The organism is Variovorax beijingensis (genome assembly GCF_007828835.1).
Lineage (GTDB): Bacteria > Pseudomonadota > Gammaproteobacteria > Burkholderiales > Burkholderiaceae_C > Variovorax > Variovorax beijingensis_A.
Genome location: NZ_VIVL01000015.1, coordinates 108,431 through 121,934, shown reverse-complemented (window position 1 = coordinate 121,934; position 13,504 = coordinate 108,431). Strand labels below are relative to the sequence as shown.

Here is a 13,504-nt window from a genome sequence, read left to right as displayed (position 1 = left end):
CTGTCATCTCTACATGTCCATGTTGCTCTACATGGACACGTAGCCTCACAGCTCATCGTTCACTCAACAAGGGCGTGGTTAATTGACCGCATACGACGATTCCGTTCGCGCCGGGCTTGTTGTCTACCACCACCTGCTGGTTTATTCGCGCCGAAAGCTTCAAGGCCATCAGCCGTGCGATACCGTCCGTGTTGCCCCCTGCGCTCCAGGGCACGACCAGCCTGATCGGTCGGGATGGGAACTTGTCGGTCTGTGCGGAAGCCGGCAGAAGGATGGCCGCCAGCAGGGCGCCGAATGCGAGATTGCGGAAAGACATGGTGGGTTCCTTGGTAGTGACGTTCCAAATCTAGTTGGATCGATTTCTGTCCCGCGTACCACTTTGTCGGAAAGGGAAAGACCGGTTACGGGTTTTCAGATGCACTACTTATCGCGGTCCAGAAGGTGCCGCGCGCCGATGCGCCCGGCAGGACACGCAGGTCCGGGATTTTTCAAGCTGGAAGGTCGGAGGAGGGCACGCGTGCGCAAGGTCACGCAACTGCGTCATCAGGCGCCAGGCGCCAGGCGAACACCCTCACCCTCAGTGGCAGACCACGACGAACTCGCATTGTCCCAGCGTGCAATTCGGCCATCGCGGACTTGAAGAATCTCGATGGCTCGAGTGTGCTGCAGCGTTGGGTGTTCAGGCGACTTCCAGCGCAATCGCGCGTCACAGATAACCAGGTCGCCGGCGACTGCGCGAACAGTCTTGCGAAGGTCGTAGTGGGTGTATCTCGAATATCGCTCACGGATGATCGGACGCAGCTGCTCCTTGCCGGTAAGGAAGACTGCGCCGAGGTCGGCGATAACGTCATCCGTGAAGATATCTAGGATGAGCTCAGGATCCAAGGTGCTGCAGGTCGCCACCACTTGATTCAGCCAATTCTGTGCGGTCTCCGCATCGAGGGCTGCACTGCCGTCTTGATAGCTCTTCCAATCGGTCATGGGATCTCTCCGGTAAATAAAGGTGCAATCAGGTCGCCTGACGATCAAGCCTCGTAAGCCACGCCGTCGCGGCCAGGGTCGGCGCCACCCTCGAGCCGTTCGCCGTTGATGCGGATCCCGTGCACAGAAGCAATCGTGTACCCGAAGGGGTTCCGAACCACTTCGTAGCCCAGACTCTCGAGCGGCCGGGACACGGAGCGTGGAATGCGATTCGAAATATCGATGATGTTGCTCGTGGACGAGAAGCGCGGAGCAGATACGGCCTCTTGCATGTTCATCCCATGATCCGCAACGTTCAGGATCGTCTGCAGTACGCCCATCGCGATCTGCGTCCCGCCCGGCGCGCCAAGCACAATTTCGGGCTCGTCTCCGCGGAACACGATGGTGGGGCAGGCCGAAGTGAACCGTGCTTTTCCGGGTGCGATGCTGCCCGTTCTGCCTGGTCGCGGGTCGAACACGCCCATGCAGCCGTTGTACATGAAGCCAAGGCCCGGCGTCATCACACCGGACGGCATCGCGAGCGAATGCGTGATGGCGGCACAATTGCGTTCACCATCCACCACGGACAGGTGCGTCGTGTCCTTGGGAACAGGCGCCCCCAAGTTGAGACGGGGCACGTCGGCCTTCTCGCCGGCTTTGATGGCGGCAGCAGCCTGCACCGCGTAGGCTTTTGAGAGCAGGCGATCCAGCGGCACCTCTAGAAACGCCGGATCGCCGAGATGACGGTCTTTGTCGATAGTGGCGCGCTTCATGGCCTCGCATACGATGCGGATGTATTCCGGCGTGTTGTGCCCGAACGCCTTCAGGTCGAACTGCTCCAAGATGTTGAGCATCTGGAGCAGCATCGCGCCGCCACCGGGGGGCTGGTTGGTGGTGATGCGCCGGTCCCTGTAGGTTCCTGCCAGCGGAGCGTTCTCGCGTGGTGCGTAAGTCGCGAGATCTTGCAAAGACAGCAGGCCGCCGTGGGCAGCAAAGTCCTCCACCATACGGTGGGCGAGTTCACCGCGGTAGAAGGACGCTGCGCCATCACGCGCGATCGTTTCCAGCGTGTTCGCGTAGTCCGGGTTTCGCAGCGGTGTGCCGATGGTCTTGGGAGTGCCGTCCGGCCGGCAGAAAAGTTCCCGACCGGAGGCCGAGTAGAGAAGCCGATCTCTGTTGCTTGCTCGACCAGCGAGCGGCTCGTCGATCCAGAACGCATACATCGCCGGCCGTACCATGAACCCGTCCCGGGCCCATGCAATGGCGGGCGCGACCACTTCTCGCCACGGAAGGCGGCCATGCCGCTCGTGCAGGCGCTCCAGCCCGCTGAGCGTTCCCGGAACGGCGATGGCTTGGTAGCCGATGTCGTTCAAGCGGCCCTTGATGCTGAAGCCGAAACCGTCGCGCGTCTCACCCTCCAGCAAGTGCTCCCACATGTCTGCGCGAGCGCCAAGCGGCGCGGGAGCGTGGAAGTCCACATACTCGTGAATGCCGGCTTCTGGGCGGTGTACGACGGCCGTGCCGAAGCCGCCAATGCTGCACATCAGCGGATCCACCACGGTTTGCACAAGGGCGCAGGCGACTGCCGCGTCGACCGCGCTCCCGCCTGCCCGCAGGATTTCAACGCCCGACTCGGCCGCTTCAGGCTGCGGACAGCTCACCATTCCTTTGCTGCTCATGTCGACTCTTCCATCAATTTGAGCCCACGGCGCCGGTGGCCCGCTGCCGCTTCGCCGGGCGGAGTGTGCTATCGGAGCGTCATGCGTCCGGAGTGTTGTCGACCTCCTGCCGTTCCACGCTGGGCAGCTTCTCGTACTCCTCGATGTACCGCGGCACCGGGACGTCCTGCCGACCTTGGGGATCGCGGATGGCACCCGCGAAGACCTGCTTAATCAGCAGTTCACCGGCCCAGCAATCGCGGTCCAGATCGAGCTCGAAATCGGTGGGCGGACCCGACCGCATCTTTGCCACAGCCTCGGCAATGGGAATGCGCATCACCGTCGTGCTGTTCAACTCCTTGGAGTTCGGAGGCCTCACATCGGCAAAACGGCCTTTCAGGACGTGGCGTGCGTAGGCCTCGAAGGAGGCGACTTTCTCCTGTGGATCCGTCACTTCTTCTGGACGCCCGAACACCACCACGGAACGGTAGTTGACGGAGTGGTTGTAAAGTGCGCGTGCCAAGACGAGGCCATCCACATGAGTGACAAGGACGCACACCTCCCCACTCAGCGCCGCGCTGAGCATGGTGCTCTGGTTGGAGCCGTGAATGTAGATGTAGTCGCCCATCCGGCCGTAGCCGGTCGGCAACACGCGGGGCGCGCCTTCGTGGACGTAGGCCACATTGCACATGAACCCTTCGTCCAGGATGGCGCGGATGGCCTCCTTGTCGTAGATCCCACGGTGCGGACGACGCGTTAGCTTCGTCCGCTCTGTCACTTCGTACTTCTCAGTCATCGACTTTCCTTCGGATTGCGGGGCGCTTCCCCTGGAGCGCGGGGGTGCGAAAAGTGTCTTGCTAACGATTCTTGACGGATCTAAGTGTCACTGACGGGCCACTTCGCGGCGTTGCTGCAGGCCACTTTGCGAGCGGGCATGCTGCGCGGCCGCCCGGATCTACTTGGCGGGTCCGACTGATGCCGGTCGCCTCGCGATGAAGTCCCCGCGGATCTGCTCGTATGCCGCTCCTGCACGCAGCACCCCGGCGTCGCCGCCGTACGGGCCGATCAGCTGGATGCCCATGGGCCAACGGCCGTTCGCATGGAAGCCGGCGGGTACCACCAAGGCCGGCAAGCCGCCCAGGGTGGCATAGATTGCGACCTCCATCCAGCGGTGGTAGGTGTCCATCTCACGTCCCGCGATCTGCTTGGGCCAGCGCTCATCCGCGTTAAACGGCCAACACTGCGCGGAGGGCAGCACGAGCAGGTCCCACTGATCCAGCATGGTGCGCATGTGCTGGTAGTAGTTCGTGCGAACCTGGCTCGCCTGACGGAAATCGGTGAAGCTCATGCCACGCGAGCACTCGTACTCCCACTGAGCCTCCGGCTTGATCTTCTCCTTGGCACCCGGCAGTTGCATGAGCGCGCCGACACGTGGCCCCGCGCCTGCGCGGCGCCAAGTCAGCCAGCATTCCCACAGCTGCTTGGGATCGAACCCCAATGGCACCTCCTCGACCACGGCGCCCGCCGCTTCGAGGTGACGCAGCGCTTCGCGACAGGCGTCCAGCACCCCGGTTTCCATCGCGAGGTGGCCGCCAAGGTCGCCCAGCCAGCCTATGCGCATGCCCCTGAGAATCCCCGGATCGACGGCCTCGTTTTCGTTCCAGCCCAAAGGCATCTGCATGGAAAGCGGCGAACGCGGATCGAAACCGCTTTGTGTGGCCAGAAGCCGCCCCACATCGCGGATGCTACGGCCCATGGGACCCTCGTTCGAGAGCAGGTCGATCCACACGTCCGACATTCCAGCCTGGGGCACCCTTCCTTGCGACGGGCGCATACCGAAGACATGGTTCCAGCCTGCCGGGTTCCGCAGTGAACCCATTCCGTCTGACCCGTCCGCAATAGGGAGCATGCGCTGCGCCAGGGAAACGGCCGCGCCTCCGCTGCTGCCGCCGGCGCTCACTGCCGGATCCCATGCATTGCGGGTCACACCCCACAGAGTGCTGAACGTATGCGAGCCCAGTCCGAACTCAGGCGTCGTCGTCTTGCCGATCACGATGCAGCCGGCGGCCTTCATGCGTGCGGTCAGGATGGAGTCGCTCGTCGGCATATTGCGGGCCAGCAGCTCGCAACCTTTCGTGGTGGGGAAGCCAAGGACGTCTGCGAAATCCTTGACGGCCATGGGGATGCCATGCAGCCAGCCCCGCACCTTGCCGCTGGCCAGTTCGGCGTCAGCAGCATCGGCTTCGGCCAATAGCTTCTCGACCGGAGCCATGTTTACGACAGTGTTGAAGATGGGGTTGAGCGCATGAATGCGATCGACCGTGGCCTGCATCAGCTCGCGGCAAGAGAACGACCGGCGCCGCAGGCCATCGGCGAGTTCGGAAGCCGTCAGGTCGGTCAAGGCAGGCCTCACGGAGGCGGTTTCACTCATCATTTCTCCTTGAACCGCGGCCGGGCGCATAACAGACCCCCCGCGTCGAGCCACTTAACGTCGTCTGTCATGTAAGTGGCATGCCACTTGCATCTTCAGCGAGCCACACTCGGCACCATGCCGAAGCGACTTGGCGCATTCTTGACGGGGAACAGCGCGATGAACGGGCCACTTTCAATCGATGAGTCGAACCACTTTGGTGCGCAGCCCAAGCCCCGGCGACGGCGAGCGCGGGCGTCCAGGGCGCGCCTGCTCGAGACCCTGGTGATCAACCGGCAAAGCCCGGTGACCGTGGTGGACCAGGTTGCCACCGGGATTGAACACCTGATCGTCACCGGCGGCCTGAAATCAGGCGACCTCCTGCCGTCGACGCGCGAGCTCGCCCGAACGCTCGACATCGGCAGGGCCACGGCGCTCAGTGTCATCGCCAGACTCAGCGCAGAGGGATTCGTCGAGACCCGCGTCGGCTCCGGCTCGCGAGTGCGCGAGCGATCAGCTGACTTGTTGACCGGGAGTGCCGCGCCCGCGCCAAGCTCGCTCAAGCGCAGCCACGTGCCGGGCGCCGTGGCCATCCAGCAGCAGGTTGCCTTGCTGGACACCTTGCCAAAGCATGTCTCGCGCAGCACCAGCTTGATGGATTTGCAAAGCCTGTCAGTGGCTACGCCTTTCGCTCCAGGGATGCCGGCAATCGATCAGTTCCCCTATCACTCCTGGAGCGACTTCTGCGCAAAGTCCTGGAAGCACGCGACGGCCGCCCTGCTGGAAACTCGCGACCCGGCCGGCTACAGGCCGCTTCGGGAGGCACTTGCTGGCTACCTGGCGAGTGCACGTGGGGTCCGTTGCACGGCGGACCAGATCATCATTGTCTCTGGTGCTCAGCACGCGTTCGATCTCACCTTGCGCGTGCTGACGCAGCCGGGTGACCGGGTGTTGATTGAGGACCCGGGCTTCCTGGGCGCCAGGAATGCCATGGTGTCGGCGGGATTGAATCTGAGGGGTGTCCCGCTGGATGAAGAAGGTGTCATGGTGCCGGATGACAACGGCGGCGCCAAGTTGCTCTACACCACCCCGTCGCATCAGTATCCGATGGGTAGAACCATGAGCCTCGCGCGCCGCCGGGCACTCCTCGAGTGGGCGCGCCGGACATCGTGCTTCATCTTTGAAGACGACTACAGCAGCGAATTTCGGTATGACGGCAAGCCCTTGCCTTCCCTGCAGGGGTCTGACGAGTACAGCCGGGTGATCTATGCTGGAACGTTCAACAAGATCATGTTTCCGTCCTTGAGGCTGGGTTACCTCGTCGTCCCGGAAGAACTCGTTGATGTTTTTCTGAGTATCCGAACCTGGTCGGACGGCTGTCCTCCGGGCGTGATCCAGGCCGCCATGCTCCAGTTCATCGAACGGGGAGCTTTTTACTCGCACATCCGCCGATTGCGAGAGATCTACTCGGCACGCCACTCGCTGCTGTGCGAGCTGATCTCCCAGAGGATGGGACTGATGCTGTCGGTCATCTCGGATCCGGCTGGACTGAACCTCGCGGCGGTCGCGAAGCGCCCGATGGACGACGTGGCCCTCTCACGCCGTGCTCGCAATGCGAATATCGTCTGTCCGCCCCTGTCTCAGTACTTCGTCCATGTGGAACCGCAGCGTGGGTTCCAGTTTGGCTTTGCTTCGAGCAACGAGGCTCAGATGAAGGCGGCCATCGACCGACTCGAAGTGGTCTGGGGCCAAGGCGCGTCGACTGCTGCTTAACTGGTCTGAGTAACCGGCGCGAAGTGGCCTGCAGCAGGAGCCCTTCGGTGCATACGCTTCCCGGATCACGAAGGGAACCGCTTATGCTTCAGACTCGAATTGGCTACGAACTTACGCAAGATGACACAGAGGCACGGCGCCTGGCGCTGATCGTGCTGCGCACGGACCGCACCATCGAGGGCGAGGTGCGATCGAGCCTTCCAACCTCGCAGCCCGTCTCCCTGTACCACAGTCGCATCTTCAACGACTTCGAGATCACCGCCGCGACCTTGGAGGCCATGTCGGACCTGCTGCAGCCGACGGCGGCCTTGATCCCCGCCGAGTTCAAGCCGCATGTAGTGGGCTACGGCTGCACGTCGGCCACGATGCTCCTGGGAGAGGAACGGGTCGCAAGCATCATCCGCCAAGCACATCCGGGCGTGCAGGTGACCGAACCGGTTACTGCTTGCATTGCGGCATGCAGGTCGCTGGGCATGAAGAAGATCAAGCTGGTCACTCCCTACGAGAGCACGGTGAACCGGAAGATCGTGGACGGACTGCGTGCCCGCGGGCTGGACGTGGACTCCGTGGTCTCGTTCGAAGAGCCCGATGACCTGAAGGTGGGCGCCATTTCCACGAACAGCGTGGTCGAGGCCGCCGTCCATGCGGGCGGTGGAGTGAAGTCGGACGTCGATGGTGTCTTCATCTCATGCACCACGCTGCCGAGCTTCGGTGCCATTCCGATCATCGAGCGCCTCACGGGCAAGCCCGCGACTTCAAGCAATCATGCGCTGGCATGGCACATGCAGAAGCTTGCCGGCATCAAGAACTTCCAGGGCTCGCTCGGGCGCCTCTACGCAGACTAGCCGTGGCAGGCGTCCTCCGACGGCGTTCCCGCCTCTTGCGACATGCTTCGCTGCCGCACCTTCGTCCGTGAGAGCGCCGTCACCTCCGATGCTCGACCTCAACGAATACCTGAAGAGGATCCTCAGGGCCCGCGTGTATGACGTGGCCGTGGAAACCCCGTTGCAGCCTGCCAGAGAGTTGTCGAGCCGGCTCGGCAATCAGGTTCTCCTGAAGCGCGAAGACCAGCAGGCCGTGTTCAGCTTCAAGCTCCGCGGCGCCTACAACAAGATCGCTCAGTTGTCGCCCGAGGAGATGCGTCGCGGGGTGATCTGTGCCTCTGCGGGTAACCATGCCCAAGGTGTCGCACTTGCCGCGCGGCGCTTGGGCGCGACCGCGGTCATCGTCATGCCTTTTACCGCGCCGCGCGTCAAGATCGAGGCGGTCAAGGGACTGGGGGGCACCGTGGTGCTGCACGGGGAGAGCTACTCCGAGGCATACGCTCATGCCCTGGAACTACAGGGGGCAGGCGGGTTGACGTTTGTGCATCCCTTCGACGACCCCGATGTGATCGCCGGGCAAGGCACGGTAGGGATGGAGATCCTGAGGCAGCACCAGGCGCCGCTGCAAGCCGTGTTCGTACCAGTCGGCGGCGGCGGGTTGATTGCTGGCGTCGCTGCGTACGTCAAGGCGGTCCGCCCGGAGGTTCAAGTGATCGGGGTGCAGACCGTCGACTCGGATGCCATGGCGCGATCGGCTCTGGCTCGCGAACGCGTCACGCTGGGCGACGTGGGCTTGTTCTCGGATGGAACGGCCGTGAAGCACGTGGGCGCGGAGACCTTTCGCATCGTCAGCAGCCTTGTGGACGACTATGTGACGGTGGATACGGACTCCATCTGTGCAGCGATCAAGGATGTATTCACCGACACTCGCAGCATCGTGGAACCGGCCGGGGCGCTGGCAGTGGCCGCCGTGAAGCAGTACGTCAAGCAGCGAGAGACGCGCGGAGAGACGTATGTGGCCATTCTCAGCGGCGCCAACATGAACTTCGACAGGCTCCGGTTCGTTGCGGAACGGGCGGAGATCGGTGAAGAGCGGGAGGGCCTGCTCGCGGTCACGCTTCCCGAATCACCTGGAAGCCTGTTGCGCCTGTGCAAGACCATCGACGCCCTGTCCGGCCCCGCCCGCAGCATCACGGAACTCAAGTACCGTGTATGCGACGCCGAGAATGCCTCGGTGCTGGCCGGGTTGACGATCCACGCCGCAGGGGAAACGACACGCATTGCCGAAGTCCTGGCGCAGGCTGGCTTCTCCGCCCAAGATCTGACGCACGATGAACTGGCCAAGGAGCACATGCGGCACATGGTGGGCGGGCGCTCGCCGCTCGCCGCGGGCGAGCGTGTGCTGCAGTTCGTCTTTCCGGAGCGTCCGGGTGCCCTGATGCAATTTCTCTCGTCTTTGCCGCACAACTGGAACATCACGATGTTCCACTACCGCAACCAAGGCGCCGACTATGGCCGGGTGTTGGTTGGCCTGCAGGTGCCCAGCCCAGACGAGGACGATTTCCACCGTGTTCTAGAGAGAGTGGGCTATCCGCATGAGGAGTTCACGTCCGCTCCTTCCTACCGGCTTTTCCTGGGGCCGCGCAGCTAAAAGCATGATCGGACGTCGCCCGGTGCTCGTGCGAGGCCCGACTTGCGCGGGGCCCCGACAAACTCAGCTGATGGTCATCAAGGACGCGTTGCCGACGGCTGCTGCCGTGCCGATGCTCAGGGAGCGCTCGATCACGAGTCGATCGATCGGGATGGCCGTTTTCCGGCAGAAACCGATGCTCGGGTTAGAGGGGCCCAATGCCAGACGGCTCATAGGCGGAATAGCGCGGATGGAGGTCACCCGAAGGAGTTGACGGGCGTCACTATCATGAGGAGCCGCGCGGGTGAATGGCCGACGTTCTTGCCGCTGTGTGGCTGTTCGCAAGAGAAGTGGACACAGTCGCCTGGCTCGAGCACCAGTGTTTTGTCGCCGATTCGGAATTCAAACCGCCCGTCCAACAGGTACAGCACTTCCTCGCCTGCGTGCGTCAGGACCTCCGGGTCCATCGACTCGCCGACCGGGTAGACCAGTTCAAAAGCGCTCATCTGCTGATCGATGAGCTCTCCACTCATGAGGTGGTACGAGTATCCCCGAGCAGTGAGTGGCGGTTCGCCACCGCGGTCCTTGGCTCTGTTCAGGATGTAGTGCGGAGCGGCCTTTGCATCAGGATCCTCGAAAAAATCGCCCAGTGGGATGCCAAGGCGGCCCGCAATCACGATCAGGTTGGAGATCGAGGCACTCGATTCGCCGCGTTCCAGGCGCGACAGGAAACCCGGGGAGAGGTCTGTATCTTTGCTCAGACGCTCGAGGGTGATCTGCTTGGCGCGGCGGGCTTCCCTGATCCTCGCACCGAGCCGGATTGCAACGGCCCGGGTCTTTTCCTCGAGTTCTGACTTGTTCTTGTCCATCGCAGCGCTGATTTTGTGTGTGGTGCAAATCTACCATCGCGGCACGGTGCGGCAAAGAACGGAGGATGTGGAGCTCACAGGCAGGCGCCGGTGGCGCTACTTCCCGCCTGTGAACCGGGTAAGGCTTGTGGCCGAGTCGGGGCCGCGCGCAGACATTCGGGCAACCGGTATGTCGATGGAGTCGACGGGCGAGACAATCATCAACAGGCGTGCCTCTCCGTGCCCGATGTTCTCGCCGGCATGCGGTTGATCGCAAGCAAAGTGCACGCAGTCTCCGGGCTCCAAGACCATCGTGTCGGAACCGATGCGGAACTCCATGGTGCCTTCAAGAAGATAGAGAACTTCCTCGCCTCGGTGTGTCAGTACCTCTGGATGCATCGTCTCGCCGGCAGGGTAGACGAGTTCGAACGCGCTGACCTGTTGACCCTCCAGATCGCCGCTGGTGAGGCGGTAGGTGTAGCCGCCGGCACTCAGCGGAGCTTCACAACTCCTGTCCCTTGCCCGCGTCAACACATAGTCGGGTCGGGGACATCCCTGCACAACCTCGAAGAAGTCACGCAATGCGATCCCCAGGCTCTCCGAGATCACGATGAGGTTGGAGATCGAAGCGCTGGTCTCTCCGCGCTCGAGGCGAGACAGAAAGCCCGCCGATAGATCGGTCTTGGCGCTGAGGACCTCAAGCGTGATGGCCTTGGAGCGTCGTGCATCGCGCAACCGCTCACCCAAACGCCTGGCCACTGTCCTGATGGTCTCGTCGAGATCGGCTTTGTTTTCTTCCATGAGTTTCGTTGGCTGTCTGAATGCATCACTGAAAGGTGCGGCATGCACCAAGGCGGTTCCCGTCTGCCCTTTCCGCGTGTCTTAGAGAGGTTCCTTGGTAGGCACAGAATATGCATCATAGGCAAAAAGAGATCAATAAATTTCCCTATAGACAAATGTGCATGTCATGCACATCATTGTGTTTCTCATACAAACTTGAAACGATGACAGCTCCAGGCATTTCAGCCGGCATGACGGAGAACCTCCCCGACGCAGTGGGCAGTCACGCGCTCGTCGTCGAAGGCTTAACCAAGGACTTCGGCGGCTTCACCGCCGTGAACAGTGTGGACCTTCGAGTACGGCGCGAGACCATCCACGCCCTGATCGGCCCCAATGGCGCGGGCAAGACGACCTGCTTCAATCTGATCACTCGATTCATCCGGCCCACCTCTGGCCGCATCTTCTACAACGGGCAGGACATCACTTCGGCTGCGCCCGAAGACGTTGCCAGTCGGGGTCTCGTGAGATCTTTTCAGATCTCCGCCATCTTCCCGAAGCTCTCGCTTGGCGAAAACGTTCGTGTGGCGCTGCAGCGCCGGCTGGGAACGACGTATCACTTCTGGAAGCCGCTCTCCAGCCTCAAAGCATTGGATGCGGACGTGGACCGGCTTCTCGAGTCGGTCGGCTTGCTTCATCAGCGCGACCAAGTGGCAGGAACGCTGTCCTACGGCCGCAAGCGCGCACTGGAGATTGCAACGACTCTGGCGCTGGACCCCCAGGTGCTTTTGCTCGACGAGCCGATGGCGGGCATGGGACGCGAGGACATCGAGACCGTCGCGGCGCTCATTCAAAGGGTCTCGAAGGGGCGGACCGTCTTGATGGTCGAGCACAACCTGGGCGTGGTCGCGCGGCTCGCGAACACGATCACCGTTCTGTGTCGCGGGGAGGTGCTCGCGGAAGGAACCTACGAGGCCGTTTCAAAGAATCCCGAGGTCGTGTCCGCCTATATGGGAGGCGCTCATGGCTGAGGCCCATCTTCGTGTCGGCGACCTGCACGCGCAGTATGGCGAGAGCCGGATTCTGCATGGAATGAACTTCACCGTTCATCGAGGCGAGGTCGTCACCCTCCTTGGCCGAAACGGTGCAGGCAAGACGACGACGCTTCGCGCCATCATGGGCTTGGTCGCCAGGAAAAGCGGTTCCGTAGTGTTCGAGGGCCGGGAACTGATGGGGCGGCTTCCCGAGGCAGTCGCCCGCGCCGGCATAGCGTGGTGCCCAGAGGAGCGGGCCATCTTCTCCGGCTTGACTGTGCAGGAAAACCTCATGCTTCCGCCCGTGGTGCGCCCAGGAGGCATGGGCGTCCAAGAAATCCTGACGCTGTTCCCGAATCTGGCTCCGCGCATGAAGAGTCCTGGAACGAAGCTGTCCGGTGGAGAGCAGCAGATGCTTGCCATCGGCCGCATCCTGCGCACCGGCGCGCAGCTGCTGTTGCTCGATGAGCCGAGCGAGGGATTGGCTCCGGTGATCATCGAGCAGATCGGATTGACCATCCAGAAGCTCAAGGCGCGTGGCATCTCCATCCTACTGGTTGAGCAGAACGTGAGGTTCGCGACCAGCGTAGCCGATCGTCACTACGTCGTGGAGCATGGCGAAGTAGTCGACACGTTCTCCAGCACAGAGATCGACAACAAGAGCGCTCAGTTGAGCGCCTACCTGAGCGTGTGAGGCGCCACATGGGCATCGAATCAATTTTGGGCATCCCCACAAATGCGTTCATGAGTCAGCTCCTGCTGGGTCTGATGAACGGGGCGTTCTACGCCATGCTGAGTCTTGGCCTCGCAATCATCTTCGGCCTGCTCAATGTGATCAACTTCCTGCACGGCGCTCAGTTCATGGTCGGAGCGTTCGTGGCCTGGATGTTGTTGACGTGGGCCGGCGTCGGATATTGGGTTGCGCTGCTGGTGGCGCCGCTTGCCGTCGGGCTGGCAGCTGTGCTCGTTGAGCGGCTGCTGCTGCGTCACCTGTATCGCCTGGACCACCTCTACGGGATGCTGTTGACCTTCGGCTTGATGCTGATCGTCGAGGGCGTGTTTAGGAAGGGCTTTGGCTCATCGGGACTGCCTTACCCGAACACCATGCCAGGAGGAATGGACCTGGGATTTATGTTCCTGCCTTACTACCGGGCCTGGGTGGTGGCTGCGTCGTTCGCGGTCTGCCTGGCTACATGGCTTCTTCTCGAGAAGACCCGATTGGGAAGCTACCTTCGGGCCGCGACCGAGAACCCTGACGTTGTGCGGGCATTCGGAATCAACGTTCCTGTCTTGCTCACGCTTACCTATGCCTTTGGCGCGGGCCTCGCGGCACTGGCTGGGGTCATGGCGGCTCCGATTTATCAAGTCAGCCCGCTGATGGGCTCCAACCTCGTCATCCTCGTCTTCGCGGTCGTCGTCATCGGTGGCATGGGGTCGATCATGGGTTCCATCCTGACGGGATTCTCGCTGGGTGCCATCGAGGGACTGACCAAACTCTTCTATCCGCAGGCGTCCGCCACCGTGATCTTCCTCGTCATGGTCATCGTGCTGCTCGTCAAGCCGGCGGGACTCTTCGGAAAGATCAAGTGA

General features: G+C 62.2%; 13 protein-coding genes. 6 read left to right on the top strand and 7 right to left on the bottom strand.

Translation table 11 applies throughout. The annotated features are described in order from the left end of the window. Window positions 1–52 precede the first annotated feature (52 nt). From FB547_RS29780 to FB547_RS29760, 5 genes are all read right to left on the bottom strand, one after another. Window positions 53–316: a tripartite tricarboxylate transporter substrate-binding protein gene (locus FB547_RS29780; protein WP_145747229.1), complete on the bottom strand. Its 264-nt coding sequence runs from the start codon at window positions 314–316 to the stop codon at window positions 53–55. Window positions 317–543: 227 nt separating this feature from the next. Further along, a complete protein-coding gene (locus tag FB547_RS29775; protein ID WP_145747228.1) occupies window positions 544–981 on the bottom strand; it encodes a nuclear transport factor 2 family protein in 438 nt (145 codons plus the stop codon). Between the two features lie 44 nt (window positions 982–1,025). Then, the gene (gene ggt, locus FB547_RS29770; RefSeq protein ID WP_145747227.1) at window positions 1,026–2,639 is read right to left on the bottom strand and encodes a gamma-glutamyltransferase; all 1,614 of its coding nucleotides are present in this window, start codon (window positions 2,637–2,639) and stop codon (window positions 1,026–1,028) included. A 79-nt stretch (window positions 2,640–2,718) separates the two neighbouring features. After that, window positions 2,719–3,414, bottom strand: coding sequence for a pyridoxamine 5'-phosphate oxidase family protein (locus FB547_RS29765; protein ID WP_145747226.1), 696 nt, complete (start codon window positions 3,412–3,414; stop codon window positions 2,719–2,721). A gap of 159 nt (window positions 3,415–3,573) precedes the next feature. Next, entirely contained in the window at window positions 3,574–5,019 is a 1,446-nt protein-coding gene (locus FB547_RS29760; RefSeq protein ID WP_261380452.1) for an amidase, read from the bottom strand. Between the two features lie 147 nt (window positions 5,020–5,166). Here FB547_RS29760 and FB547_RS29755 point away from each other — a divergent pair, with 147 nt between their 5' ends. The 3 genes from FB547_RS29755 (at window position 5,167) to ilvA (ending at window position 9,276) form a co-directional block, all read left to right on the top strand. Then, a complete protein-coding gene (locus FB547_RS29755; protein ID WP_145747224.1) occupies window positions 5,167–6,801 on the top strand; it encodes a PLP-dependent aminotransferase family protein in 1,635 nt (544 codons plus the stop codon). An 83-nt stretch (window positions 6,802–6,884) separates the two neighbouring features. After that, complete coding sequence (locus tag FB547_RS29750) at window positions 6,885–7,646, top strand: Asp/Glu racemase (protein WP_145747223.1); 762 nt, start codon at window positions 6,885–6,887, stop codon at window positions 7,644–7,646. An 88-nt stretch (window positions 7,647–7,734) separates the two neighbouring features. Beyond that, window positions 7,735–9,276, top strand: coding sequence for a threonine ammonia-lyase, biosynthetic (ilvA, locus tag FB547_RS29745; RefSeq protein WP_145747222.1), 1,542 nt, complete (start codon window positions 7,735–7,737; stop codon window positions 9,274–9,276). A gap of 236 nt (window positions 9,277–9,512) precedes the next feature. On the opposite strand, the gene FB547_RS29740 is transcribed toward ilvA, so the two are convergent. Beyond that, entirely contained in the window at window positions 9,513–10,124 is a 612-nt protein-coding gene (locus FB547_RS29740; RefSeq protein ID WP_145747221.1) for a helix-turn-helix domain-containing protein, read from the bottom strand. Window positions 10,125–10,220: 96 nt separating this feature from the next. Continuing rightward, window positions 10,221–10,904 carry a helix-turn-helix domain-containing protein gene (locus FB547_RS29735; protein WP_145747220.1) on the bottom strand — a complete coding sequence of 228 codons (684 nt, stop codon included), beginning with the start codon at window positions 10,902–10,904 and terminating at the stop codon, window positions 10,221–10,223. Between the two features lie 203 nt (window positions 10,905–11,107). Here FB547_RS29735 and FB547_RS29730 point away from each other — a divergent pair, with 203 nt between their 5' ends. From FB547_RS29730 to FB547_RS29720, 3 genes are read left to right on the top strand one after another with little or no spacing between them, the layout of a single operon-like run. Further along, the gene (locus FB547_RS29730; protein WP_410000823.1) at window positions 11,108–11,911 is read left to right on the top strand and encodes an ABC transporter ATP-binding protein; all 804 of its coding nucleotides are present in this window, start codon (window positions 11,108–11,110) and stop codon (window positions 11,909–11,911) included. Then, window positions 11,904–12,608 carry an ABC transporter ATP-binding protein gene (locus FB547_RS29725; RefSeq protein WP_145747218.1) on the top strand — a complete coding sequence of 235 codons (705 nt, stop codon included), beginning with the start codon at window positions 11,904–11,906 and terminating at the stop codon, window positions 12,606–12,608. The genes FB547_RS29730 and FB547_RS29725 overlap by 8 nt, the downstream gene beginning before the upstream one ends. Window positions 12,609–12,616: 8 nt before the next feature. Continuing rightward, window positions 12,617–13,504 carry a branched-chain amino acid ABC transporter permease gene (locus tag FB547_RS29720; protein WP_145747217.1) on the top strand — a complete coding sequence of 296 codons (888 nt, stop codon included), beginning with the start codon at window positions 12,617–12,619 and terminating at the stop codon, window positions 13,502–13,504.